This window comes from Agrobacterium fabrum str. C58 (assembly GCF_000092025.1).
In the GTDB taxonomy this organism is placed as follows: Bacteria; Pseudomonadota; Alphaproteobacteria; order Rhizobiales; family Rhizobiaceae; genus Agrobacterium; species Agrobacterium fabrum.
Map to the genome: position 1 here is coordinate 167,765 of NC_003062.2, position 23,721 is coordinate 191,485.

25 protein-coding genes are annotated in these 23,721 nt (G+C 59.7%); 5 read left to right on the top strand and 20 right to left on the bottom strand.

The genetic code is table 11. From position 1 onward, the window contains the following. The first annotated feature begins 6 nt into the window (after positions 1–6). From exbD to ATU_RS00785, 3 genes are all read left to right on the top strand, one after another. Complete coding sequence (gene exbD, locus ATU_RS00775; protein ID WP_010970692.1) at positions 7–510, top strand: TonB system transport protein ExbD; 504 nt, start codon at positions 7–9, stop codon at positions 508–510. Further along, positions 507–1,430, top strand: a complete 924-nt coding sequence (locus ATU_RS00780) for an energy transducer TonB family protein (protein ID WP_010970693.1) — start codon at positions 507–509, stop codon at positions 1,428–1,430. Before exbD ends, ATU_RS00780 begins: the two co-directional genes overlap by 4 nt. A 142-nt stretch (positions 1,431–1,572) precedes the next feature. Further along, positions 1,573–2,562 carry an Ldh family oxidoreductase gene (locus ATU_RS00785; RefSeq protein WP_010970694.1) on the top strand — a complete coding sequence of 330 codons (990 nt, stop codon included), beginning with the start codon at positions 1,573–1,575 and terminating at the stop codon, positions 2,560–2,562. Between the two features lie 220 nt (positions 2,563–2,782). Here the strand turns inward: ATU_RS00785 and ATU_RS00790 are convergent, their stop codons facing one another. From ATU_RS00790 to phnG, 16 genes are all read right to left on the bottom strand, one after another. After that, the gene (locus ATU_RS00790) at positions 2,783–3,028 is read right to left on the bottom strand and encodes a helix-turn-helix domain-containing protein (RefSeq protein ID WP_010970695.1); all 246 of its coding nucleotides are present in this window, start codon (positions 3,026–3,028) and stop codon (positions 2,783–2,785) included. A gap of 463 nt (positions 3,029–3,491) precedes the next feature. Further along, the gene (locus tag ATU_RS00795) at positions 3,492–4,532 is read right to left on the bottom strand and encodes an AraC family transcriptional regulator (protein ID WP_010970697.1); all 1,041 of its coding nucleotides are present in this window, start codon (positions 4,530–4,532) and stop codon (positions 3,492–3,494) included. Between the two features lie 87 nt (positions 4,533–4,619). Then, a complete protein-coding gene (phnN, locus tag ATU_RS00800; RefSeq protein ID WP_035256056.1) occupies positions 4,620–5,219 on the bottom strand; it encodes a phosphonate metabolism protein/1,5-bisphosphokinase (PRPP-forming) PhnN in 600 nt (199 codons plus the stop codon). Next, on the bottom strand, positions 5,216–6,352 hold the full coding sequence (locus ATU_RS00805; RefSeq protein ID WP_010970699.1) for an alpha-D-ribose 1-methylphosphonate 5-triphosphate diphosphatase: 1,137 nt from the start codon (positions 6,350–6,352) through the stop codon (positions 5,216–5,218). The genes phnN and ATU_RS00805 overlap by 4 nt, the downstream gene beginning before the upstream one ends. Continuing rightward, the gene (locus ATU_RS00810; RefSeq protein ID WP_162180288.1) at positions 6,349–7,047 is read right to left on the bottom strand and encodes a DUF1045 domain-containing protein; all 699 of its coding nucleotides are present in this window, start codon (positions 7,045–7,047) and stop codon (positions 6,349–6,351) included. The genes ATU_RS00805 and ATU_RS00810 overlap by 4 nt, the downstream gene beginning before the upstream one ends. Before the next feature lie 274 nt (positions 7,048–7,321). After that, entirely contained in the window at positions 7,322–8,671 is a 1,350-nt protein-coding gene (gene phnE, locus ATU_RS00815; RefSeq protein WP_010970701.1) for a phosphonate ABC transporter, permease protein PhnE, read from the bottom strand. Continuing rightward, positions 8,671–9,657, bottom strand: coding sequence for a phosphonate ABC transporter, permease protein PhnE (gene phnE, locus ATU_RS00820; protein WP_010970702.1), 987 nt, complete (start codon positions 9,655–9,657; stop codon positions 8,671–8,673). Before phnE (ATU_RS00820) ends, phnE (ATU_RS00815) begins: the two co-directional genes overlap by 1 nt. 70 nt (positions 9,658–9,727) lie before the next feature. Beyond that, positions 9,728–10,633 carry a phosphonate ABC transporter substrate-binding protein gene (gene phnD / locus ATU_RS00825; protein WP_010970703.1) on the bottom strand — a complete coding sequence of 302 codons (906 nt, stop codon included), beginning with the start codon at positions 10,631–10,633 and terminating at the stop codon, positions 9,728–9,730. A gap of 85 nt (positions 10,634–10,718) precedes the next feature. Next, entirely contained in the window at positions 10,719–11,579 is an 861-nt protein-coding gene (gene phnC, locus ATU_RS00830; RefSeq protein ID WP_010970704.1) for a phosphonate ABC transporter ATP-binding protein, read from the bottom strand. 216 nt (positions 11,580–11,795) lie between these two features. After that, positions 11,796–12,413, bottom strand: coding sequence for a transferase hexapeptide repeat family protein (locus ATU_RS00835; RefSeq protein ID WP_010970705.1), 618 nt, complete (start codon positions 12,411–12,413; stop codon positions 11,796–11,798). Further along, complete coding sequence (phnL, locus tag ATU_RS00840; protein WP_010970706.1) at positions 12,410–13,117, bottom strand: phosphonate C-P lyase system protein PhnL; 708 nt, start codon at positions 13,115–13,117, stop codon at positions 12,410–12,412. The genes ATU_RS00835 and phnL overlap by 4 nt, the downstream gene beginning before the upstream one ends. 67 nt (positions 13,118–13,184) lie before the next feature. Then, positions 13,185–13,961: a phosphonate C-P lyase system protein PhnK gene (gene phnK / locus ATU_RS00845; protein WP_003524419.1), complete on the bottom strand. Its 777-nt coding sequence runs from the start codon at positions 13,959–13,961 to the stop codon at positions 13,185–13,187. Further along, positions 13,958–14,860, bottom strand: coding sequence for an alpha-D-ribose 1-methylphosphonate 5-phosphate C-P-lyase PhnJ (locus ATU_RS00850; RefSeq protein ID WP_006310001.1), 903 nt, complete (start codon positions 14,858–14,860; stop codon positions 13,958–13,960). The genes phnK and ATU_RS00850 overlap by 4 nt, the downstream gene beginning before the upstream one ends. A 133-nt stretch (positions 14,861–14,993) precedes the next feature. Next, the gene (locus ATU_RS00855; protein ID WP_010970707.1) at positions 14,994–16,103 is read right to left on the bottom strand and encodes a carbon-phosphorus lyase complex subunit; all 1,110 of its coding nucleotides are present in this window, start codon (positions 16,101–16,103) and stop codon (positions 14,994–14,996) included. A gap of 1 nt (position 16,104) precedes the next feature. Continuing rightward, a complete protein-coding gene (phnH, locus tag ATU_RS00860) occupies positions 16,105–16,713 on the bottom strand; it encodes a phosphonate C-P lyase system protein PhnH (RefSeq protein WP_035256060.1) in 609 nt (202 codons plus the stop codon). Further along, positions 16,713–17,174: a phosphonate C-P lyase system protein PhnG gene (gene phnG, locus ATU_RS00865; RefSeq protein WP_010970709.1), complete on the bottom strand. Its 462-nt coding sequence runs from the start codon at positions 17,172–17,174 to the stop codon at positions 16,713–16,715. Before phnG ends, phnH begins: the two co-directional genes overlap by 1 nt. An 82-nt stretch (positions 17,175–17,256) precedes the next feature. On the opposite strand from phnG, the gene phnF reads away from it, so the two are divergent. Continuing rightward, positions 17,257–17,994, top strand: a complete 738-nt coding sequence (gene phnF / locus ATU_RS00870; protein ID WP_010970710.1) for a phosphonate metabolism transcriptional regulator PhnF — start codon at positions 17,257–17,259, stop codon at positions 17,992–17,994. Positions 17,995–18,003: 9 nt separating this feature from the next. Here the strand turns inward: phnF and dapB are convergent, their stop codons facing one another. From dapB to mepA, 4 genes are all read right to left on the bottom strand, one after another. Further along, entirely contained in the window at positions 18,004–18,831 is an 828-nt protein-coding gene (dapB, locus tag ATU_RS00875; protein WP_006310011.1) for a 4-hydroxy-tetrahydrodipicolinate reductase, read from the bottom strand. Between the two features lie 141 nt (positions 18,832–18,972). Then, positions 18,973–19,995: a glucokinase gene (locus ATU_RS00880; protein WP_010970711.1), complete on the bottom strand. Its 1,023-nt coding sequence runs from the start codon at positions 19,993–19,995 to the stop codon at positions 18,973–18,975. A gap of 27 nt (positions 19,996–20,022) precedes the next feature. Further along, a complete protein-coding gene (locus ATU_RS00885) occupies positions 20,023–20,406 on the bottom strand; it encodes a methylglyoxal synthase (protein ID WP_006310016.1) in 384 nt (127 codons plus the stop codon). A gap of 99 nt (positions 20,407–20,505) precedes the next feature. Further along, complete coding sequence (gene mepA, locus ATU_RS00890) at positions 20,506–21,561, bottom strand: penicillin-insensitive murein endopeptidase (RefSeq protein ID WP_006310018.1); 1,056 nt, start codon at positions 21,559–21,561, stop codon at positions 20,506–20,508. Between the two features lie 202 nt (positions 21,562–21,763). On the opposite strand from mepA, the gene ATU_RS00895 reads away from it, so the two are divergent. After that, positions 21,764–23,608 (top strand): extracellular solute-binding protein, encoded by a 1,845-nt coding sequence (locus ATU_RS00895; RefSeq protein ID WP_010970712.1) that lies wholly within the window; start codon positions 21,764–21,766, stop codon positions 23,606–23,608. Positions 23,609–23,721: the final 113 nt, after the last annotated feature.

Sequence of the window (23,721 nt, forward strand, 5' to 3'; positions counted from 1 at the left end):
TCGGTCATGGCTGGCGGTATTCGCGAAAATAGCGGAGACGATCTCTCCGAGAACCACGAAATCAACGTCACGCCCTTTATCGACGTGATGCTGGTTCTGCTCATCATCTTCATGGTGGCCGCACCGCTGGCGACCGTCGACGTGAATGTGGATCTGCCCGCATCTACTGCGAAGCCGGCGGAGCGCCCGGAGGAGCCGCTTTATCTGACGGTCAAGGACGATCTCTCGCTCAATCTCGGCAATGATGCGGTTGCCCGCGAGGCTCTTGCGGCAGCGATAGACCGCCAGACGGGTGGCAAGAAGGATACGCGCATCTTCCTGCGGGCCGACAAGGCCGTTGATTACGGTCACTTCATGGAAATCATGAACCTCCTGCGGGATGCCGGTTATCTGAAAATCGCCCTTGTCGGGTTGGAAAACGCAGCGGCGGTGTCTCAGCCTGCTGGTTCCACGACGGCACAACCCTCCGGTCAGCCCGCCGCGCCGGCGGGGCAGGGAACAGCACCATGACTGAAAACGGCTTCCCGCAGGCCCGCCATTCCCGTCTTGGGGAAGTGACGCTGTGGTCTGCCGCGGCGCTGCTCATGCTGAGTGTTCATGCCGGTTTTGCCTATTATCTGATGCAGGAGCCCGAGGAACAGGATGCCGGCGGGCAGCCGCCTGCCGCGATCATGATTGAAATGGCGGCGATACCGGAAGCCGTCAAAACCGAGGAAACGACACAGGCGCAAGATGTCGAAGACACCCGGGAGGTGAAGAGCGAAAGCAGCGAACCTGTGGAGGAAGCTGCTCCGGAAGAGCCACCCCCGCCGGAACCGGTTGCGGAAACGCCGCCGCCCGAGCCCGTGCAGCCACCCGAACCGCCGGTCGAGGAGATCGTTGAACCGCAGGAAATTCCCGAGCCGGTGGAGCCGATCGATCCCGTGCAGGAACAGATGATGGCGGAACTCGAAAATGTCGAGGTTCCCTTGCCCGTCATGCGGCCGCCGCCACCACGCGTCGAAAAGAAGGTGGAAAAGAAAGAGCCGGAAGAGAAAAAGAAGGTCGAGCGCCAGCGTCCCAAACCGCAGCAGGCATCGGAATTCCGCGAAACAGCAAAGGCAGAGGCCCAGCAGTCGAACCGGACAGCGGCGTCGCGCAGCAATGCCGGCTTCTTCTCGTCGTCGTCCGTGTCCAAGGCCGATTGGGACGCAAAAGTACGTTCGGCCATCAAACGGCGACTGGCCCGTGCGGCTGGAAAATCCGGAATGGCAATTACGGTGTCATTTAAGATAGATAGCGGTGGATCCGTGGGCGGCGTGAGTATCCTTTCGTCGACTGGTAACTCCGCGATGGATCAGAAGTTGCTGGCCGTCATACAAAAAACATCCGTCTCGCCGCCGCCACCGGGCGTAAACCCGAGTTTTACCTTACCGGTTCTCTTCGAGTAGGGTTGGAATTGCATGAGACCATCCCGACTCTGAAGAGGACGGGTGGCCGGTTCATTTTCCATGTTGATTTGCAGCGACCCTATGCCGCAAAGTGGGGCTCATACATCCCATCGCATGCGAGCCAACAGGAATCACGAAAATCATGAAATTCTCAATCGCAGAGGCGGAGGATCTCGTATCCTCTATCTTTGAGCGCAATGGCGTTCTGCCGCAAAATGCCCGTTCTGTGGCAAAGGCGCTGGTCGCCTCCGAGGCGGCTGGCCAGGGCGGCCATGGTTTTCGCCGTATTCCCGTTTATGTCCGTCAGGCGCGGGTTGGAAAGGTGGACGGTCAGGCGCGTCCCGTGGTGAGGCGCGTGAAGCCGGGCGTGCTCTCGATCGACGCCAATCATGGTTATGCCTATCCGGCGATCGACTGCGCTCTTGAAGAATTGCCTGAAATGGCCCGACAGCAGGGCATTGCGCTGGCAGCGATCCATCGCTCCCACCATGCAGGCGTCATGGCTCTGACGGTCGAGCGTTTTGCGGAAATGGGCCTTGTCGCGCTCATGTTCGCCAATGCACCAGCCTCCATGGCTCCCTGGGGCGGCCACACGCCGCTTTATGGCACCAACCCCATCGCCTTTGCGGCCCCCATTGGCGGCGCCGATCCGCTCGTCATCGATCTGGCCCTGTCAAAGGTCGCGCGCGGCAAGATCATGGCGGCACGACAGAAGGGTGAAACCATTCCCGGCGACTGGGCGCTCGATAGAAACGGCCGGCCGACGACCGATCCAGAGGAGGCCATTGCCGGAACCATGGTCCCCGCGGGTGAAGCCAAGGGCGCTGCTCTGGCGCTGATGGTGGAGATCATGGCAGCTGCGGTGACTGGTGGAAATTTCGCATTCCAGGCATCGTCCCTTCTGGATGATAAGGGTGCGCCGCCCTCCCTCGGCCATACGATCATCGCCATCGACCCGGTATCCTCTGGCGGCGCAGCCTTTACCGAGCGGCTGGCCCTCATCGCGGGTGAGATCGAAAAGCAGGAAAATGTGCGGTTGCCCGGTCGCCGCAGCCAGGGCATCCGCAAGCAGGCGCTCGAAAGCGGCATTGCGATCGAAAGCGACATTCTGGCCGAAATCCAATCGCTTTGAACCGACAAGAAAAACCCGGCGGATCGAATATGATCCGCCGGGCAAACCGGATATGGCTGCTTCGCATTTGCGTCGATTGGGCCGGACATCATGTCCAGCCCGCTTTTGGTCCGCCATCCCGCCATTGACATGGAAGGATTTGACGCAGAAAGCCGCTCATTCGGTTTTTAGCTTACGCAAGGGGACGTTTCGCGTAAGCCTGGATAAAGCAGAGGGTTGATCATGCGTCCTGTTCGATCAGGCCGCGCAGCAGGGCAATGCTGACGGCGTTCAGCAGATTGGCAGCACCTAGCCTGTTTCGCACCCGTTCCAGAGTATCCTTCACTTCCGTTTCGTCCGCGCCGGTTATCAGGGCGACGTGGGACGGATGTTTACCCCGTGCAACGAGCCCCAGATATTGTCGCTCACGATCCGAAAGGACGATATCGCGCGTCTGACGATGTTCATGCGGCGTTTTTGAAGACATTTCTTTCAGCCTCAAAAGAGATGGACCTGTCCCGGGTGCGCGACCATCTGTTGATCTCGCCTCCGACACTGGCGCGTTAACCGCTCTGCCTACACGCGAACAGAAACGTGAATTTCGCCGAGAGGTTTCATCTCGCATCAGGAATTATGCAGTAAAAAGCCGCTTTCGCAGCAGCCGATCCCGATGGGGACGTTATTCCGGGGCTTTGGAGGAACTGCCACGCCAATTGCCGAGATCACAATCACGGGTCTTGCGCAGAATGCAGTTTCAAAGCTCTGGAATGTTTCCGTCATATCCCCGGGATATGCGGCGCTCTCATAAGCGATGTGCCGCGCCAATAAAATAACATCGGGCGCCAAGTTTTGCATTTCTATTGTTACGTTTCGGCACATCTTCCAAAAAACGCCGACATATTTCTCAAGTTTTATGCGTATTTTCGAAATATTGATGCCGGTGATATCTGTCAGCCGGCGGAATGATGCGCGTGTTTCCTGCGAATATCCGTCGGTGTTGCCCCGAACCAGCGCGAAACGGAGCGCGAAAAGGCGCCGGGTGTGGAGTAACCCAGCCTGTAACTGATGTCGGATACCGGAAGATCGCTTTCGACAAGGAGTTTGAAACCGGCATTTTTGCGAATGGCGTCCTTTATCTCGTTGAGATTTGTGCCAAGCTCGGCGAGCCGCCTTTGGAAACTCCGTTCCGACAGGTTGAAATAGGGCGCGATCTCTCCGAGTGAAAGTTCTGCGTCCGACAGCCGCATCTGCATGTAGCGTTTCACCTGATCGATGAAATGGGTCGGGTCCGCCGATGTTTCAGGCCGCAACATCCGGCATTGCAAGTTCATCAATTCGAACAGGCGCTCATCCGCATTCGGATTGGCCACATCCAGAAGCGATGCCGGAAGTCGCATCGTGTGGATGGCCTGGGAAAAACTGACCCGTCTGGTCAGTCTCTCTTTAAATAGCTGAATATTAATGGGTTTTTGTCGCTCCAGACCGATTTCGATCTGGTTTACGCGCTCTCCGAGAATATCGCGTAGCCGCTGAACCAGAACGGCAAGTGACAAATCTACATATTGATCGCGTTTGGCGATCCCAGGCGCGAAGGACCATGAGAGGGTCACCTGCGTAGCATCCGCTACCATGGTAAAATTGCTGTTGTTGGTGGCGTAATAAACATGGTCCTGAAGAAAACGCAGGAACGACCGAACCGTGGGAGCGCTGATCAGCCCATAACCGAACGCGCCGGATGCACCGGCTGGAAAGGTAGCGGCGCATTGCAGGCCGAAGGCGTCATCGCCGGAAATCAAGGCGCAGGTTTCGAGCAGACGGGAAAATCTGTCGAGGCTGATGCGTTCCGTCAGGCTGCTGAATGTGGCGGGATCAATATCCAGCGCCTTGCAAATGGGAACGATATCGATGCCCCGTGAGCGGGCATAATTACTGACGCCAGCGGCCAGACCGGCGACCACAGATATCTCGTCACTGACCCTTTTTTCGGGCATCCCTCGCCTTGGCGTACCATGTTTGGAAATTGTCGCCTGATGGTAAGCCTTGAAAGCGCGTTTGTCGAGCAGACCGACTGCGGCATTTTAAGGTTGGCTGGAACCGGCGCTTTGCTGCAGCACCTGCATGATGGTTTTGCCAGCATCTTCGATTGCGCCGCTATTATCGACTGTCGTGACATCGAAATCCCCGGCGACAGCCAGCGAGCTGCGTTCCAGCCGGCGCAGGATATCGTCCCGGCTTTCCCGTCCGCGCTGTTCCAGCCGCCTCGCCAGCACATCTGGCCGTGCAACGATGTTCACGACCTTCAGACGGGAAAAGGCCGTGCCGAAATGCGGGAGGGCAGAGCGCGACCCATTGGCGATGACAACATCTCCCGCTTCGAGATGGCGATAGACGGCGGCCGGAATGCCGTATTTCAGACCGTGCGCCTGCCAGGAGACCGCGAAGGCACCTGCGTCTTCCAGCTGGTTGAACTCGTGCATCGAAACGGCATCGTGATTTTCCCCGCCCGCATCACAGCTGCGGGTAATGACACGGCGCGTGAAATGGAAACCCGGGCGGCCGGACAGCTGTGCCGCCGCATAGTCCATCAGCGTGTCCTTGCCGGCCCCGCTCGGGCCGACAATCACGATCATCGTGCCGGGCGACAATGTGCGCCGGCTATCTTCTCCACCGGTGGTCATGCCACGCGCTTGCCCTGGCGCCAGACCGAACGAGCAACCGGCACACCATCCTCGCGATGAACCCGCACCAGATCGGCCCGCAACCCGGTCGCGATACGGCCACGGTCGACAAGGCCGACCGTGCGTGCCGGCGTGGCGGTGACCATGCGCAGTGCTTCCGACAGGCTGATAGCTTCCACCTGATCGGCGAGCAGGAACGGCGCGAAGAGCAGGCTGAACGGCACGTAATCGGAAGAAAGAACATCCAGCACGCCGATCTCGGCCAGATCGCGGGCGGCGATATTGCCGGAATGGGACTTGCCGCGAACGATGTTCGGCGCACCCATCAGGACGCTCATGCCGGCGCTGTGCGAAGCTTTCGCAGCCTCGACGCTGGTGGGAAATTCCGCCAGTTTAACGCCGTGACCGATGGCTTCGCCCACATGCGCTTCGGTCGCGTCGTCATGGCTTGCGACCGTGATGCCGCGCTTGGCGCAGCTGGCCGCCAGATAATCGCGGTGCTTGGCGGAATATTCGGCCGATGCGGCCTGTCGGCGGCGCACGAATTCGGCAAAAGCCTCGTCGCTCAATCCGCGCTTCTTCTGATAATAGAAGATATACTGGTCCATCGACTGGAACTGGCGCTGGCCCGGGGAGTGATCCATCAGCGAAATCAGCCGCACGCGCGGATCGGTTTCGAAGTCTTCGAAATGCTCAAGCACATCGGCGGAAGCGACCTCACAGCGCAGATGCAGCAGGTGGTCCGCACGCAGGCGGTTCTGATCCGCTGCCGCCTCGATGGCGTCAGCCATTTCGCGCATTTCGCCCTTTTTGAAACCGCCATCCTCGTCCGAGCCGAGCCGCAGGCAATCGAACACGGTGGTGATGCCGGACGACGCAACCTGTGCATCATGGGCCTGAATGGCGGCGATCTTGTCCCAGATCACGCCCGGACGTGGTGAGTAGTGCTGTTCCAGATGGTCGGTATGCAGTTCCACCAGACCGGGGATAAGGAAATCGCCTTCGAGGTCTTCTCCGGTTTTGGAAGCACCTTCGCTGATATCGGCAATCTTGCCGTCACGGATCAGAACGGATCCCAAAATAATATCGTCTTCCAAAACGATACGGGCATTGGACAGGGCGTGCTCGGTCATGGGTTCGCATCTTTCTTTGGCTGCTGGCCAAGCGGGTGCCAGCGATGAACGGTAAATGGCGCGCCGCGCGTTTCTTCAATGAATAAAGCGAGGCCGGAAATGGCGAGAGGCTGATCGACGAATTCGGCAAACCGGGTCGAGAGAATCTCTTGCATGGCGGGCTGCTCTTCCTCGTCGATACGGCCGGTCAGCGTCATGTGAAAACGGAAGTCATCCATGACATGCGGATAACCCCAGAGAGAGAGATTTTGTCGCTGGCTTTCCGTCAGCATTTGCGGCCGCCGGCGGGCAATATCGGTCTCGGACAGGGGCGCGCGGAACCGATCGAAGTGATCAACGACCTCTGCGGCAAAATCCTGCAGCGGCTGGTAAACGCGATCCGGGACCAGCGCGAAAAACGGCCCAAGCGCGCCGACGACGACGCGTGGGATCTCGAAGGCGGACTGATTGGCCGCGAAATCTTCGACCGCTGCGAGCAGCTCGGCCTCGCTGTATTTTTCGGCGAGCTCGAAAGGTGCTTTCAGGGTCGCGTGGAAACCGTAACGGCGCGGTTCCTCCGTCAAATCGGCATAGTCGTCGTGGTCGTCATGCAACGTGCCGGAAAACGCATTGCGGCCCAGCCAGCGCGACGCTGCTTCAGTCAGCGGATGATCTTTAGCCGGAGAAAAATAGATGGCGTAGCGCACGGCAAGCACTCTTCGGTGTCATGAAAACCAGGGATGAGAAGCTATTTGGCGTGACTCGCCCGCTTCCCGCAAGGTCAGGAGTGCGAGGTAATCGCTTTCCGTGACAGAATGATGATGCAGATGGAAAAAAGCGCATTCAAAACGCGGCAAATCTTCCGAACGCGCTGAAGTCGTAGAGGGAGATGGTGAGGAGATATGGCCAGCGCAAACCAGGACTGCGTGAGCGTGCGCGGTGCGGGATAACGAACGTCATCGCGACTTTCGTTATCCCGCCCGCTTGGGCCTAGTGCTGTGTTTTACCGATCAGGCGCGAACGCAGCGAATTGGAAATATGGTCGAACAGGAAGACGACGAAGAGGATGAGCAGGACCATATAGGCGACCTTGTCCCAGTCGGCATTGGTACCCATCGCTTCCAGCAGTTTCAGGCCGATGCCGCCGGCACCCACCGCACCGATGATCGTGGCGGAGCGGGTATTGCTTTCCCAGAAATACAGCGATTGGGAAATGAAGACCGGCAACACCTGCGGCAACACGCCGAAGCGGTTGACCGCAATCGGGGATGCGCCGACCGACTTGACGCCCTCGCGCTGCTTGTCGTCGACATTTTCCAGCGCCTCGGCATAGACCTTGCCGAGCGCGCCGGTATCGGTGAAGAAGATCGCGGCAATTCCCGGGATCGGTCCCGGGCCGAAACTGCGGGTGAAGAACAGCGCCCAGATCAGCATGTCGATGGAACGCAGGAAATCGAACAGGCGCTTCATGCCCCAGTTTGCCGCCCTGTTGGCGGTGATGTTGCGCGCTGCGATGAAGGCGAGCGGCAGGGCGACAAGCGTGCCGAACAGCGTGCCGACAAATGCCATGACCAGCGTCTGCATCAGCTTGGACAGGATATCGGCATGTTGCCAGACGCTGTTGTCGAGGAAATCATCGACCATATGGCCGATATTGGAGCGCGCGGGATCGAGCCGCTCTCCCCAGAGCGCGAGAGCCGCAAGCTCGCCATAACCCTTGCCCCAGAATTCAGATTTGGTGTCGAACAGGAAGTTCGCCCATCCAAGGAAGCGGCGCTGTACATAGACCTGGCTGGTGCGGATTTCCGCCTGGCCGGCAAAACCGTAATGCACGAGAACCTTCTTGCCGTCCTGCTGGATTTCGTCGGGCAGGCCCTGCGGCGCGACAACAGCATCGTCGTTGATGATGACGGGGTAGTTCTTGCCGTCGACATAAACATCCACCCGGGTCGGCGTTATATCGAGGCGGTTTTGTGTGCCCGCATAAACGACGCTGTAACCGCCGTCCGGCAGGGGCTGCAGCCAGTCGATCTTCGCATCGGCCGGATATTGCCCGCGGCTCGACCATTGCGGCGCGACCTTGCCGTCTTCGAAACGCAGGCGCGGCTGGGCACGCCAGGAATACCAGTCCTGAATATAGCTGGAAGCGCGATCCCACCGGCCCTGCATGAAAGCCGGGCCGACATTGAAGAAGAAAAAGCAGCCGATGAGATAGGCGGTGGCGACGAGAAGGCCGACGAGCAGACCATATCGTTGCATGAAACTGCGGTTGAACACATGGCGATGTGCAGCCGTCAGCCTCTCGCGCTCGGCGGTGTTGAGAATGAAGCTGGACGACATCAGGCCGCTCCCCGTCCGAATTCGAAGGATTGTTGGCCGATCAGTCTGCGGCGCAGCCAGCTGGAGAACTGGTCGACGGCGATGATGGTGATCAGCAGAAGGATGATGATGGCATAGGTCTTCGAGGCGTGATCGTTTCCGATCGACAGACGGAAGACCTCGCCGATGCCGCCGCCGCCGACGGCGCCGATGATCGTGGAAGCGCGCACATTGATTTCGGCGCGCAGCAGTGCGTAGGAGACGAAATTGGGCAGGACCTGCGGCACGATGGCGAAGCGTACCCGCTCCAGCCAGTTGGCACCGGCGGCACGCAGGCCTTCATCCGGCTTCATATCGGCATTTTCCACGACTTCGAAGAACAGCTTGCCCAGCGCACCAATCGTATGGACCGAAATCGCGATGATGGCGGCGATCGGACCGATCGAGAGGATAGCGGTCAGCAGCCCGGCGACGACGATTTCCGGAAAGGCGCGCAGCACTTCCATCACCCGGCGCACCACCCAGCGCACAAGACCGGCGCCGACGAGATTGGTGGAGGCAAAGAAGCAGAGCACGAAGGCGAAACTCGTGCCGATGATTGTCGAGACAAGGGCGATATTGAGCGTGATGATCAGCTGGTAGATGAAGTGCGGGATGTAGAAACCGTCGGTGATGTAAACGCGATCGGCGACATAATTATATTTCAGCGAACCGTCCGCATAAGGCGACGGCAGGTCGAACATCGCCCGGAAGATTTCCAGCGGACTGTCAGGCACGAAGGTCTTCATGAAATCGAAGAAATAGGGCAGGCGCTCGAAGAACTTGCCTGAATTGGCCGCATTGGCGAAATTCAGGGAGGCGGCGAGGATGACGAGAAAGATCACGAGCGAAATGACGGTATAGATCCGTCGTGTCGCAAGCTGCTGTTGATAATGGCGCATGACCGTCCGGGACGATGCGCTCAACCCCTCGGGTGATAGGGTACCATTGTGCAGTGTGGTCGCCATGCCGCTTTTCCTTTATTGGCAAAAGCGGCGACGCCGCAAGGCACCGCCGCTTCCGAATATGATCTGAGGATCAGCCGCCGATAACGGACTTACGGGCGTCGATGATCGTCTGGTAGAAGGACGGATCGACCTTGATGTAGGCGGTGTTCTTGCCCTGGGTGAAGCCCTGGAAGCATGCGAGGTCCTTCTTTGGCAGTTCCATGAAGAAGTCTTCGACTTTCTGCTTCATCGCGTCGCCGAGCTTGTTGGTGACCATCAGCGGACCGTTCGGGATCAGCGGCGACTTCCAGACCTGAACGATATCGTCCATGTCCAGATTGCCCTTCTTGACCATCTGGTAGAGGTTGCCGGCGGTGTAGCCTTCTTCCCACTTGCCAACGCCCGAACCGAAGGTGGTGCCGACGTCGAACTTCTTGTCGAGAACGGCGAGAACGAGGTTCTCATGGCCGCCGCCGAAACCGGTTTCGGAGAAGTATTCCTTGACCGGAACGCCGGTTTCCTTCGGGATAGCCACGTTCGGAACGAGGAAGCCGGAGGTGGAGTCGGGGTCGGCGAAGCCGATCTTCTTGCCCTTGGCATCAGCCAGCGTCTTGATGCCGCTGTCCTTGCGGGCAACCATGATCGTGTAATAACCGGTCGAACCATCGGCGCCGGCCGTGGTCAGGATCGGGTCGACAGCCTTCGGGTCGGCCAGAGCGATCTTGGCGTAGGAGGATGCGCCCATGGAGGCGATGTCGATGGTGCCGCCGAGCAGGCCCTGGATGACGCCGTTATAATCCGGCGACGGGAAAACCTGAACTTCGGAAACGCCGGTTGCAGCCTTGAGGCCATCGGCAACGCACTTGGTGTTGCGGATCTGGTCGGCTTCGTTTTCGGAACCGTCGAGACCGATGCGCAGAACCTTGACGTCCTGAGCCATGGCGGAACCGGCCAGAACGCCAAGGGCGACTGCCGAAAGAAGGACTTTCTTCAACATGGACTTTCTCCTGTTTCCCGGCGAGCCGGAGTTTGTTGTGAAATGTCGGCCCTTGACGCGGGCGCAAACGATGCTGAGCGGTTCCTCAGAGCCCGGCGAGAGCGAGCGGTTCGGGGCCGGCAGATTGCTGAACCGGACGCGCGGCAAGCTGCGCGCCGGGAATATTGATGCTGGTCGAGGTCATGGTCTCGTCGATGCCGGAGCCTTGAGAATCGGTTCCGTAAATCTCGGTAACGGCGGCAGCCGTCAACTCGGCGGGGGTTCCATCAAAGACGACACGACCCTGAGACATGCCGATGATGCGTTCGCAATAATTGCGCGCCGTATCCAGCGTGTGCAGGTTGGTGATGACGGTGATGCCTTCGCGTTCGTTGATGTCGCGCAGCGCGTCCATCACGATCTTGGCATTGAGGGGATCGAGCGAGGCGATCGGCTCATCGGCCAGCACCATCTTCGGAGACTGCATCAGTGCGCGGGCAATGGCGACGCGCTGCTGCTGGCCCCCGGAAAGCGTACCCGCCGCCTGCATGGCCACATGCTCGATGCCGAGGCGCTCCAGCGCGGCGATCGCCATCAGCCGTTCTTCATGGCTGAAGATGTTGAACAGGCTCAGAGCCGTCGAACGGTGGTTGAGGCGGCCGAGCATGACGTTGGTGAGCACGTCGAGGCGCGGCACCAGATTGAACTGCTGGAAGATCATGGCGCAGTCGCGCTGCCAGGCGCGCAGCGCCGCACCCTTCAGCGACGAGACTTCCGTATCGTTGAAATGAATGGAACCCGAAGACGGATCGACGAGGCGGTTGATCATGCGCAACAGCGTCGATTTGCCGGCGCCCGAGCGTCCGATCACACCGACCATCTGACCCTGCGGTATCTCGACATCAACGGAATCGACCGCAGTGTGCTTGCCGAAACGGCGCGTGACTTGCTTCAGGTGAAAGCTCATTTCCCCGTCCAATCTTCTTTTGACGGGGTTCGACGTAACAGCGGTGCGTGAAGCGGGAGTGTCAGTTTGATGAAGAAAATATTACATAATTCACAGATACGACACCCGGGGGGTTCGCCGACAAACCTTCGTCAGGCTTGTCATGCGGTGGGAGCCGACAAACAGAAATCCCGGGACATGGCCCCGGGAATGCAATTGCTTCGGGATAAGCGGAGTTCATCCGCCATATTTCGCCACGAAATCCTCGGCGTCGAGTGCGCGGAAATCCTCCAGCGCGCTGCGCAGCCTCGCATGGTCCCAATCCCACCAATTCAGATCATCCATGCGCTTGCCAAGCTCCGCGGGAAAACGCTCGCGGATCAGCCGGGCGGGCACGCCGCCGACGATGGTGTAGGGCGCAACATCTTTGGAAACGACCGCCCCGGCCCCGATGACTGCACCGTTCCCCACCGTGATGCCGGGCAGGATGGTCGCACCATGGCCGATCCAGACATCGTGGCCGATCACCACCCGTTTGGCGCGGCGGGCGGCGAAGAAGTCAGTTTCATCTTCGGCGTCGTCCCAGTAGCTGCGGGCGCGATAGGTGAAATGGTGCAATGTGGCCCGCTGCATCGGATGATTGGTGGCATTGATGCGGACGGAAGCGGCGATGTTGACGAATTTGCCGATGGTGGCACACCAGATTGCGCCATCCTGCATGACGTAGGAGTAGTCGCCCATCTCGACCTCCTCGAGGCGGCAGCGCTCCGAAATTTCGGTATAGCGGCCGATCGAAGAATTGGTGACGCGGGCACTTTCATGGATGACGGGTTCGAGACCGACCTTGACACTCATGCCGCTGCCTTCCGCGGAGAGAATTGCGAAACGTCGAGAATGCGGTCAGCCACGGCTTCGCGCACCTCCTCGTCGTGGAAGATGCCGAGCAGCGCGGTGCCCTTTTCTTTTTTCTCCCTGATCATGTCGACCACCACACGCCGGTTGGTGGCGTCGAGCGAGGCGGTCGGCTCGTCGAGAAGCAGGATCGCATGATCGGTGATGAAACCGCGGGCGATATTGACCCGCTGCTGCTCACCGCCCGAAAAGGTTGCTGGTGGTAGCGACCACAATTCCCGTGGCAGGTTGAGTTTCGAAAGCAGCATGGCCGCCTGCTCACGCGCATCTTCAGCGGCAACCTTGCGCGCCAGAAGCGGCTCGGCAACGACGTCGATGGCCGCGACACGCGGCACCGTGCGCAGGAACTGGCTGACATAACCGATGGTGCGGTGGCGGATATCGAGGATCGTTCGCGGCGAGGCATTGCCCATATCGATGACCTCACCCTGATGGCGGATGAGAATCTGTCCACTGTCGATGGCGTAGTTGCCATAGAGCATTTTCAGGATCGAGCTTTTGCCGATGCCCGAAGGGCCGCCGAGCACGACGCATTCGCCGCCCGAAACGGAAAAACTGACATCGCGGACGACAGGCAATTCGATGCCGTCACGAAGATGCATGGTGAAGCTTTTGAAGACTTCTGAAACGATAAGGGGCGTCGTCATGGTGGGTTCTTTCTTCCTGCGCGTGATTTTATCCGAAAACCGGGGACCACTTTTCGGAACGACGCGGCTAGACCTGCAAAATGGAGGAAACAAGCAATTGCGTGTAGGGCTCACGCGGATCATCCAGCACCCGGTCGGTGAGGCCATGTTCGATGACGTCGCCGCCCTTCATCACCATCATGCGATGGGATAACAGCCGCGCAACCGCGAGATCATGGGTGACGACGACGACCGCAAGGCCGAGATCGTTGACGAGACCGCGCACGAGATCGAGCAGGCGTGCCTGCACCGAAACATCGAGGCCGCCGGTCGGTTCATCCATGAAGACAAGGCGCGGCGAGGTGACGAGGTTGCGGGCAATCTGCAGGCGCTGGCGCATGCCGCCGGAAAAGGCGCGCGGCTGGTCGTCGATACGGTCGGTGCCGATTTCCACCCGCTCCAGCCATTCGCTCGCCGATTGCCTGATATTACCGTAATGCCGGTTACCCACGGCCATCAGCCGCTCGCCGACATTGGCGCCGGCAGACACCGCCATGCGCAGTCCATCCGCCGGGTTCTGGTGTACGAAACCCCAGTCGGTGCGCATCAGAAAACGCCGTTCGGCCTCACCCATATGATAGAGGTCGCGCACCGAGCCATCGCGCATGCGATATTCCACGCTGCCCGCCGTTGGCATCAGCCGGGTGGAAATGCAGTTGAGCAACGTGGTTTTGCCGGAACCGGATTCACCGACGATCGCCAGCACCTCGCCCGGATAAAGCTCGAAGGAGACGTTGCGGCAACCGGCGCGGTCGCCGTAATATTTGGAAACGTCCCGGACTTTCAGAAGCGGTGCGTCGCTCATTCTGCGGCCTCCTTCACATCCGCCAGCAGATGGCCCTTGTGGCCATGAGCACGGCGGTCTTCGCAATGGTCGGTATCGGAGCAGACGAACATGCGCCCGCCCTTGTCATCCAGTACCACTTCGTCGAGATAGACATTCTCCCCGCCGCACAGGGCGCAGGGCTTGTCGAAGCGCTGGATTTCGAAGGGGTGATCTTCGAAGTCGAGGCTGACGACATCGGTATAGGGCGGCACGGCGTAAATTCGCTTTTCGCGCCCGGCGCCGAACAGTTGCAGGGCGTCCGACATATTCATTTTCGGATTGTCGAATTTCGGTGTCGGCGACGGGTCCATCACGTAGCGCCCGGCCACCTTCACCGGATAGGCATAGGTGGTGGAGATGCGGCCGTTGCGGGCGATGTCCTCGTAAAGCTTGACGTGCATCAGGCCATACTCCTCCAGTGCGTGCATGACACGGGTTTCGGTCTCGCGCGGCTCGAGGAAGCGTAGGGGCTCGGGGATGGGAACCTGATAGACCAGTACCTGACCCGAATGCAGTTCCTCTTCGGGAATGCGGTGCCGCGTCTGGATGATCGTCGCGTCCTTCGTACGGGTGGTGACGGCCACATCGGCCACCTTCTGGAAAAAGGCACGGATGGAAACCGCATTGGTCGTGTCGTCGGCGCCCTGGTCGATGACCTTCAGCACATCATCAGGGCCGAGGATGGAGGCGGTCAACTGCACGCCACCGGTGCCCCAGCCATAGGGCATGGGCATTTCACGGGAAGCGAAGGGAACCTGGTAACCGGGAATGGCGATGGCTTTCAGGATCGCCCGGCGGATCATCCGCTTGGTCTGTTCGTCCAGATAGGCGAAGTTGTAGGCAGCCAGCCCGTCGTCAAATGAAACTTCTTTAAGCATTGCGCGTTAGCCTTGTGAAAAAAGGAGTACAAGCTCATGGAGATTGGAATTCTTGCAGCCGTGTTCTTTGCTGTCTTTGCAGCATCGACCGTCTTTTGCGCCTTCTGGTTTGGCGAGCAGCACAGCCGCTGAGCTATTCGGCCGCATCGCTCATCCATTCCGCGCCATTGGCGTTGATTGCCTCGAAATCGGCGCGCATCTTGCGCACCAGACCGAGTTCGGCCTGAAAATCCACGTAATGCGGCAGTTTCAGATGCTCGACGAAACCTGTCGCCTGCACATTGTCGGCATGTGAGATGACGAATTCCTCGTCCTGCGCAGGGGCGACGACATCTTCGCCGAATTCGCCGGCGCGCAACGCCCGATCGACGAGCGACATCGCCATCGCCTTGCGTTCGCTCTGGCCGAAGACCAGGCCGTAACCACGCGTAAATTGCGGCGGTGCCTTGGCTGAACCCTTGAACTGGTTGACCATCTGGCATTCGGTGACCTTGATATCGCCGAGCGAGACGGAAAAGCCGAGTTCCGGCACATCAAGCTCGACTTCCACCTCACCGATGCGGATTTCGCCGACGAAGGGGTGGGTGCGGCCGTAACCGCGCTGCGTCGAATAGGCGAGCGCCAGAAGGAAACCTTCGTCGCCGCGCGCCAGTGATTGCAGGCGCAGATCACGCGGCATGGGAAACTCCATCGGTTCCCGTGTCAGGTCGCCGGCAATATGATCGTCCGGCATGTCGCCGTCGCTTTCGATCAGCCCCTCCTGGGCGAGGATATCGGAAACGCGCACGACGTATTCCGGCTCACCTTCCCGCTGGGTAGCGGTTTCGACGCCCTCGTCTTCGAGGAGGGAGGGATCGAGCAGCCGGTGGGTGTAGTCGAAGGTCGGACCCAGCAATTGCCCGCCGGGCAGATCCTTATAGGTTGCGGAAACACGCCGCTGTACCACCATGTCAGCGGTATCCACCGGAACCGAATAGCCGAAGCGCGGCAGCGTGGTGCGATAGGCGCGCAGCAGGAAGATGGCTTCGATCATGTCGCCGCGCGCCTGCTTGACGGCAAGGGCCGCAAGCGACTGGTCGTAGAGCGAGGCTTCCGCCATCACGCGGTCGACGGCGAGCGACAGCTGCGAAACGATCTGCGCCACGGTCATGGCGGGCAGGTCGCGGTCTCCGCGCCGCTGGTCGGCCAGCAGCCGGTGAGCATTGGCGATGGCGGTCTCCCCGCCTTTGACTGCAACATACATCTTATGCCTCCACGGGTTTGATGCGCGTCGTACGCGGCAGGCAGACGAATTTATCGCCAGCGGTCAGGATGACATCGACGCCGCGCGGGAAGATGGCGTTGTTCTCAGCCCAAAGCATTGGGAATATATCCGGAAGGCCGGAAGGGCTGATGATGTTGACGTGGCGGATGCCGGGGCCGGAGAGCAGCAATTCCCGCCCGCCGTCCAGATCGGACAATTCGATGATGAGTGTCGTCGAGCGGTCGGGATATTCCTGGCTGCCCTGGGCGAAAAGGCCGAAGGACGCGATGGCGCTGCCCGCCTCGATGACGGCGAAATGCGCAGCCCCTTTTTCTTCCGTCGCGGGTGCGCCGGTGTGAAATCCGATCCAGCCCGGCACCGCGGTCTTGCGCAATGCGCCGTTCAGCCAGACCGGTGTGTCGTGGTCGCATAGCGCCAGCAGAACCGCACCGGTGGCGGCGGCAAGCGGCAGCGGCGGGGCGACCGCCGTTTCGATTGTCTGCGGCGTGCCCGGACGGGCCATGCCGTCCATCAGCTTCTTGAAAATACGCTGGGAATCGAAGACGGCGCTGGAAAAGCCGCCCGTCAATGCTTCGGCTTTCACACCCATCAATCCTCTCCTCGAACCATGGTGAAGAAATCGACCCGCGTGGCTGCGGTTTCTTTGGTTTTCCGTTGCTTCTCTTCGCTCAGTCTCTTTTCGACCGGTGAAAGGAGCTCGGCCTCGATGAAGCCCCGGGTCTGGCTTTCCTGCCACAGCGCGTCGAAAACGGCGGCATACCAGGCCTTCTTGCGGCCGGTGCCGAGAACATGCGCATGGCCGACGGTTCCCGAGGCCAGCTTGACGGTCGCGCGTGTGACGGTGGTTTCGCCGAGATTAAAGGGCGCACCGCCGCCGCCGATACGGCCCTTCACCATGACGAGACCGGTTTCCGGCCCCCGCACGTTTTCCGTCTGCGGGCTGGCATCCTGACGGCTCCAGACCGTTTCCAGTTCCTGAACGGTGGCGCGGGCAAGAAGCGCCGCCACCCGTTTCCTTTCACTGTCTATATTCGCAGCTTCGTTATTCATCGCTTGACCTCAAATGTCTATTGATATAGACAACTATACAATATAAGTTACAATTAACGTCGATGAATGACAAGCGTGTGACATGAGCCCTGTAGCAGCGATGAAAAGAAAGAACGGCGTGGCGCTCTGGCGGCAGATCGCCGACCGGATCAGAGGCGAGATCGCGGCCGGTGATCACGACGAAACCGGCATGTTGCCGCCGGAGATGACGCTGGCCGAAAAATTCGGCGTCAACCGCCATACCGTCCGGAGTGCGATCGCCGCACTGGCGAGCGAAGGCATTCTTGAGCCGATGCAGGGACGGGGCACGATGATCGCCCGCAAGGAGCGTTTGAGCTTTCCGATTTCGCTGCGCACGCGCTTCACGGCTGGCATCGGCGATCAGGTGAAGGAAATGGAGGCGCTGCTTCTTTCCCACACGACCGAACCGGCAAGTGCCGATCTCGCAGCCCGGCTGCAATTGCCATCAGGTGCGCCGCTCGTTCGTCTGGAAACCTTGCGCAAGGCGGACACCCGCCCCGTGTCGCGTTCGACCACATGGTTCCCGGCGGATCGTTTCGCCGGAATAGGCGAGGCCTATCGGAAAAGCGGCTCGATTACGGCCGCTTTCAAAGCGCTTGGCGTGGCGGACTACGTGCGCATTTCCACCGTCATTTCTGCTATCCACGCGGATACGCAGGATTTGGCCGATCTCGAACTATCGCCCGGGGCCATTCTGCTTGTCACGCAGGCATTGAATGCCGATATGGATGGCGTGCCGGTGCAATATGCCGTCAGCCGATTTTCTGCCGATACGGTCGAATTCACGGTGGAGAATTAGGGTACGGTTTTATTCCGCCTGCGAAAGGCCGAGCACATCCAGCATGGAATAGAAACCGGGCTTCTTGTCGAAGGCCCAGACTGCTGCCGTGATCGCGCCGCGTGCGAAGATGGAGCGGTCGCCGGCATAATGGGAAAGCTCGACGCGCTCGCCTTCGCCGGCGAAGATCACCGAATGTTCACCGATGACCGAGCCGCCACGCAGCGTGGCAAAACCGATGGTACCGGCCTCACGTGCGCCCGTGTGTCCGTCACGCACGCGCACGGAGGCGGCGGTGAGATCGACCTTGCGGCCGGCGGCGGCGGCTTCGCCCAGCAGCAGCGCGGTGCCCGAGGGCGCATCGACCTTGTGCTTGTGGTGCATTTCCAGAATTTCGATATCCCAGTTCTGCGCATCCAGCGCCTGCGCCGCCTGCTGGGTGAGAACGCTGAGCAGGTTGACGCCGAGGCTCATATTGCCTGACTTGACGATGCGGGCATGGCGCGACGCCGCCTTGAACTTTTCCTCGTCTTGCGGCGAGCAACCAGTCGTGCCGACGACGTGCACGATACGGGCCTGCGCGGCAAGGCCGGCAAAGGTGATGCTGGTTGCCGGTGAGGTGAAATCGATCACCCCTTCGGCATGCAGAAATGCCTGTAAGGGATCGCTGGTGATTTCGATGCCGATGGGGCCAAGACCGGCGATCTCGCCGGCATCGCGGCCAACAAAAGCCGAACCTTCACGCGCCACTGCGGCATGCAGCTGAACGCCGGGTGTCTGGTGAATGAGACGGATCAGTGCCTGTCCCATACGGCCCGCTGCGCCGACCACCACCAGTTTCATGCCGCTGCTGCCCATGTTTTCACTCACTTTTCATGTCAGGCGGATCGGAACCCGCCGGTATCGGTCGATTGATGTTTGCAGCAGCGACGTTAAAGATCGCCCGCCCGCTTCGCAAGCATCACATAGGAAGGATAGCCCCCTTTGAGAGGAGAGCGATCAAGCCCTCCAGCGCCGCCCGTCCAGCGCAAGACCGAAATCGGCAGGCGTTCTCGCATAGGTGGCGAGGCCGGAAAGGGCCGCCTGAGGATGGGTGACGACGAATGTCGGAATGGTCCGCATCAGAGCGCTGTGCGGCGCCTTGTCTTCGAACGCCGCCCGGAATTCCGGGCTCTTCAGCGCAGGGATGATCTTCTGCGAAATACCGCCGGCCAGATAAACGCCGCCCTTGGCCATGAAGATCAGCGCAAGGTCGCCCGCCACGCGGCCGAGATAGGTGCTGAACAGCGACAGCGTTTCTTTTGCCTGCGCGTTCTGGCCCGAAAGCCCCTGCGAGGTGATGTCGGCCGGATCGGAAAAGACAGGCTCGATGCCGTCGGCTTTGCAGATGGCCCGATAAAGATTGACCAGCCCGCGTCCGCACAGGATCTGTTCGCCGGCGACGCGGCCCTCGATGGTTTCGATATGGGGGAAAACCACATAGTCGCGCGCGCTTCTCGGGCCGATATCGATATGCCCGCCTTCGCCAGGCACCGGAAACCACATATGGCGGGCATAGACCAGCCCGGCGACGCCAAGCCCCGTGCCCGGTCCAAGAACGACGCGCGACGCCAGCATGTCCTTTTTACCGGAGCCGATAGGCTCCCGGTTGTCGTCGTCAAGAGCCGCAATCGCCAGAGCCTGCGCCTCAAAGTCGTTGATGACGATGACGTCCTTCAGGCCGAGCTTGGCCAGCATGTCCTTCGGCTTGACGACCCAGTGGCAGTTGGTCAACGGAATCTCGTCGCCTTCGATCGGGCCGGCAATTGCAAGAATGGTCGAGACCGGCTGAAGAGAGGTCTTGTCCAGAACCGCCTGCTGGATCGCGTCATCGATACCAGGATATTCCGCCGTCTTCACCGTGGTGAGGTGCACCGGTTCAGCAAAGGAATCGATCAGGATGGAAAAGCGGGCATTGGTGCCGCCGATGTCGCCAAGAAGGATCGGAAAGGACAGATATTCGGTATCGGACGTCTTCGGCATTGCCTGTTCCATTGTGGTGGGTTCGGGTCAGTCGGCGGAATTGAAGTCGATGAGGTTTTCTGCGGTGGCGCGGTTGAGCGCCATGGGAATGTCGTAGACCGTGGCAAGACGCGTCAGCGCCTTCACATCGACATCATGCGGCATGGCAGTCAGCGGATCGGTAAAGAAGATCAGCATGTCCACTTCGCCAGTGGCGATCATCGCGCCGATCTGCTGGTCGCCGCCAAGAGGACCGCTTTTGAGGCGGATGACCTCAAGCCCCGGGCAGGCTTCCTGCACACGCCCGCCGGTGGTGCCGGTGGCGACGATCCTGAAACTGGCAAGCACCTTCTGATGGTGACGGGCGAAATCCGCCATATCGTCCTTTTTCTCGTCGTGAGCGATGAGCGCGATACAGCGTTGCCCTTCCATGGTCCCAGCCTGTCCTCAAAGAATTAAATCGATTTGAAGCCTTCTATAACAGCTTGCCGCCATTTGAAAAGGGAAGCTGTTCAATGCCTCATTTCTGTTTCAGTTCAATGTCGGACGTTGGGTCGGAAGCGGAATATCGGACGGTGGCTGGATCGCCGGGGCGTTTTGAATGACCTGTTCCACATTCTGCTGACGCACGGCCTGGGCAGGGGAGGAGGAATAGGCCTGAGCCGCAATCCCCTCGGGATTGGCGGAAGGAGCTGCCGCAACAGCAGCGCAGGCCGCCGGCAAATCCGAGACCATGACCTGGCGCGGTTTCACCGGCTTGGCATTGGGGTCCTTTTTCGGCGGCGCCCATGGTTCCTTGGTGAACCACCAGGCAAGCGACTTGTCGCAGCCGTCGCCTTTGCCGACCTCCGCCTGCGGTTTGCAGTTGGGCGCGCCGGGCGGGCATTCGAGACGGATGTGGAAATGTTCGTCATGGCCGTAGATCGGCCTGATCTTGCCCATGAAGGTGCGGTCGCCGGTCCATGTCTGGCAGAGCTTCTGCTTGATGGCCGGGTTGACGAAGACACGCTCCACCTGCGGGTAACTTGCCGCCATCATCACCAGACGGGCATTGAGCGGTGACCATTTGCGGTCGTCGACCGTCAGGAACTTGCTCTTGTCCAGCATCGAGATGAAAGGCACCGTTTCGCGCTGCTCCACGGTCAGCCGGGGGGAGGGCATCGGCCGCCACCAGACGTCGACATCGAGGCCGATCTGGTGCGAGGCGTGGCCGGTCAGCATCGGGCCGCCGCGCGGCTGGGAAATATCGCCGAGCAGCAATCCCGGCCAGCCGATCTTCTGCGCATCCTGCGAAAATCGCTCCAAGAAGGAAATCAGCTGCGGCTGGCCCCAACGCCGGTTGCGCGAAAGCCGCATGGCCTGCCAGCCGGGACCATCGGTCGGCATGGCGATGGCGCCGGACTGGCAGCCCTTGGCATAGGAGCCAATCGGTTGAGAGGCCGCCGCAGAAGGCAGGGCCATGTGGCCAAACACCTCTTTCGCGGGCCTGTCTTCGGCCGATGCGGTCTCGATCTGCAACTGCAGCGCCGAGACGACCGACATCGCCAGCAGGGCTGCCTTCAAAACTCTTGGTGATCCCGCCGTCATATAACCGTGCCCGTCCGATCAGGTGATTCTCTTGCCCCGAGAATAAACTGGAACTGGATTTTGTTGAAACCATGTTTCGCCTGGCCCTCGCAAAGCGGGGATAAAGACGCCGATAAAGAGCTTGTGAGTCAGTGCATCTGTTTTTTGCCAATCTTTCTTTTATGCTCTCTCCACCAAGAACAAAAACAGGGACATTCCCCCGATGATATTGGCACCACTGAAATCCCGTATCCTTATCGCTCTCGCTGCATCCGCCCTGCTGATACCCGCGGTGGCTTCCGCCCAGTCGACGGATGTCTGGCGAAAGGGGATTTCGACGGTCGGGGAGCTGAAACATCCTGATGGTTTCGACCATTTCGACTATGTGAATACAAAGGCCCCGAAGGGCGGCACCTTGCGCCTGTCGACATCAGGCACGTTCGATACGCTCAACCCGCTGCTTGCCAAGGGCGAGAGGGCAACGGGCCTGTCGCTGGTTTACGATACGCTGATGAAATCAACGGAAGAGGAGCTGTCGGCCTCCTACGGTTTGCTGGCCGAGGGCGTGAGTTATCCCGACGATATTGAAAAGGCGACATTCCGGCTGCGGCAGGACGCCAAATGGGCTGATGGCAAACCGGTAACGCCTGAGGATGTCGTCTTCAGCTTCGAAAAAGCGAAGGATCTGAGCCCGCAACTCGCGACCTATTACACCCACGTCACCAAGGCAGAGGTGAGCGGCGAAAGGGACATTACCTTCACCTTCGATGAAAAGAACAATCGCGAATTGCCGCAGATCGTCGGGCAATTGCTGATCGTTCCCAAGCACTGGTGGGAAGGCACAGGTCCCGACGGCAAGCCGCGTGACATATCGCGCGGGACGCTGGAGCCGGTCATGGGCTCCGGCCCTTACAAGATCGCGGCCGTTTCTCCCGGCTCGTCCGTCACCTATGAGCGCCGGGACGATTATTGGGGCAAGGACGTCAATGTGAATGTGGGGATGAACAATTTCAAAACCATCGCCTACACCTTCTTTGCCGATCAGGACGTGGAGTTCCAGGCTTTCAAGTCCGGCACCGTCGATTTCCGGCAGGAAGCGTCCTCCAGCCGCTGGGTCACGGGTTATGATTTTCCTGCCGTGAAGGAAGGCCGCGTTAAAAAAGAGGAACTGCCGAATATCTATCGCTCCGTCGGTATCATGCAGGCCTTCGTGCCGAACATGCGGCGCGAGAAGTTCCAGAACCCGAAACTACGCAAGGCACTGAACTACGCCTTCGATTTCGAGGAACTGAACCGCACGCTGGCTTACGGTCAGTTCCAGCGCATCACCAGCTTCTTCATGGGCAGCGAACTGGCTTCCTCCGGCCTGCCGACAGGCCGCGAACTGGAAATTCTTCAGGAGCTGAAGGATCAGGTTCCGCCGGAAGTCTTCACGACGGAATATCGCAACCCGGTAGCAGGCGATCCCGCCAAACAGCGCGACAATCTGCGCGAAGCGGTGAAGCTGATGAAGGAGGCCGGTTACGAATTGCGTGGCAACCGCATGGTCAATGCGGCAACCGGGCAGCAGCTTGATATGGAGTTTCTGATCGATTCCTCCGGTATGGAAAGAACTATTCTTCCCTATGTCCAGAACCTGAAGAAGATCGGCATCAACGCCACCATTCGCACCGTCGATGCCTCACAATATACCAACCGTACCCGCAGCTTCGATTTTGACGTCACGATCAAGCTCTGGGCGACATCAGCCAATCCCGGCAACGAACAGGCGGATTTCTGGGGATCGGCCGCCGCGGACCGGCAGGGGTCCAACAATCTCGCCGGCATCAAGAACCCCGCCGTCGATGCCTTGGTCCGGAAGGTCATATTTGCGCCCAACCGGGATGAACAGGTGGCCGCCGCCCGCGCGCTCGACCGGGTGCTTCTGGCGAACAGCTATGTCATTCCGCAATTTTACCGTGGCGAGATGTTCATCGCTTACTGGAACACCCTCATCCGCCCTGAAAACCTGCCCGAATATGGCGTCGGTTTTCCGGATGCGTGGTGGTCCGGCAAGGCCGGGAACTGAGGCCGGCCTTGCTTTCGCGGCGAAGGCTTGATTCACATAGGGCGAGACGAATCGCTTGGAGCGCACGCAAGGCGCTTTCACGAAAGGACCGGGTTTGACTGAAACGAAAACCG

Bases quoted from the DNA above. Each gene is read 5' to 3' on its own strand.
- exbD (WP_010970692.1), top strand. From the start codon at position 7: ATGGCTGGCGGTATTCGCGAAAATAGCGGAGACGATCTCTCCGAGAAC.
- ATU_RS00780 (WP_010970693.1), top strand. From the start codon at position 507: ATGACTGAAAACGGCTTCCCGCAGGCCCGCCATTCCCGTCTTGGGGAA.
- ATU_RS00785 (WP_010970694.1), top strand. From the start codon at position 1,573: ATGAAATTCTCAATCGCAGAGGCGGAGGATCTCGTATCCTCTATCTTT.
- ATU_RS00790 (WP_010970695.1), bottom strand. From the start codon at position 3,028: ATGTCTTCAAAAACGCCGCATGAACATCGTCAGACGCGCGATATCGTC.
- ATU_RS00795 (WP_010970697.1), bottom strand. From the start codon at position 4,532: ATGCCCGAAAAAAGGGTCAGTGACGAGATATCTGTGGTCGCCGGTCTG.
- phnN (WP_035256056.1), bottom strand. From the start codon at position 5,219: ATGACCACCGGTGGAGAAGATAGCCGGCGCACATTGTCGCCCGGCACG.
- ATU_RS00805 (WP_010970699.1), bottom strand. From the start codon at position 6,352: ATGACCGAGCACGCCCTGTCCAATGCCCGTATCGTTTTGGAAGACGAT.
- phnE (WP_010970701.1), bottom strand. From the start codon at position 8,671: ATGTCGTCCAGCTTCATTCTCAACACCGCCGAGCGCGAGAGGCTGACG.
- phnE (WP_010970702.1), bottom strand. From the start codon at position 9,657: ATGGCGACCACACTGCACAATGGTACCCTATCACCCGAGGGGTTGAGC.
- phnD (WP_010970703.1), bottom strand. From the start codon at position 10,633: ATGTTGAAGAAAGTCCTTCTTTCGGCAGTCGCCCTTGGCGTTCTGGCC.
- phnC (WP_010970704.1), bottom strand. From the start codon at position 11,579: ATGAGCTTTCACCTGAAGCAAGTCACGCGCCGTTTCGGCAAGCACACT.
- ATU_RS00835 (WP_010970705.1), bottom strand. From the start codon at position 12,413: ATGAGTGTCAAGGTCGGTCTCGAACCCGTCATCCATGAAAGTGCCCGC.
- phnL (WP_010970706.1), bottom strand. From the start codon at position 13,117: ATGACGACGCCCCTTATCGTTTCAGAAGTCTTCAAAAGCTTCACCATG.
- phnK (WP_003524419.1), bottom strand. From the start codon at position 13,961: ATGAGCGACGCACCGCTTCTGAAAGTCCGGGACGTTTCCAAATATTAC.
- ATU_RS00850 (WP_006310001.1), bottom strand. From the start codon at position 14,860: ATGCTTAAAGAAGTTTCATTTGACGACGGGCTGGCTGCCTACAACTTC.
- ATU_RS00855 (WP_010970707.1), bottom strand. From the start codon at position 16,103: ATGTATGTTGCAGTCAAAGGCGGGGAGACCGCCATCGCCAATGCTCAC.
- phnH (WP_035256060.1), bottom strand. From the start codon at position 16,713: ATGGGTGTGAAAGCCGAAGCATTGACGGGCGGCTTTTCCAGCGCCGTC.
- phnG (WP_010970709.1), bottom strand. From the start codon at position 17,174: ATGAATAACGAAGCTGCGAATATAGACAGTGAAAGGAAACGGGTGGCG.
- phnF (WP_010970710.1), top strand. From the start codon at position 17,257: ATGAGCCCTGTAGCAGCGATGAAAAGAAAGAACGGCGTGGCGCTCTGG.
- dapB (WP_006310011.1), bottom strand. From the start codon at position 18,831: ATGGGCAGCAGCGGCATGAAACTGGTGGTGGTCGGCGCAGCGGGCCGT.
- ATU_RS00880 (WP_010970711.1), bottom strand. From the start codon at position 19,995: ATGCCGAAGACGTCCGATACCGAATATCTGTCCTTTCCGATCCTTCTT.
- ATU_RS00885 (WP_006310016.1), bottom strand. From the start codon at position 20,406: ATGGAAGGGCAACGCTGTATCGCGCTCATCGCTCACGACGAGAAAAAG.
- mepA (WP_006310018.1), bottom strand. From the start codon at position 21,561: ATGACGGCGGGATCACCAAGAGTTTTGAAGGCAGCCCTGCTGGCGATG.
- ATU_RS00895 (WP_010970712.1), top strand. From the start codon at position 21,764: ATGATATTGGCACCACTGAAATCCCGTATCCTTATCGCTCTCGCTGCA.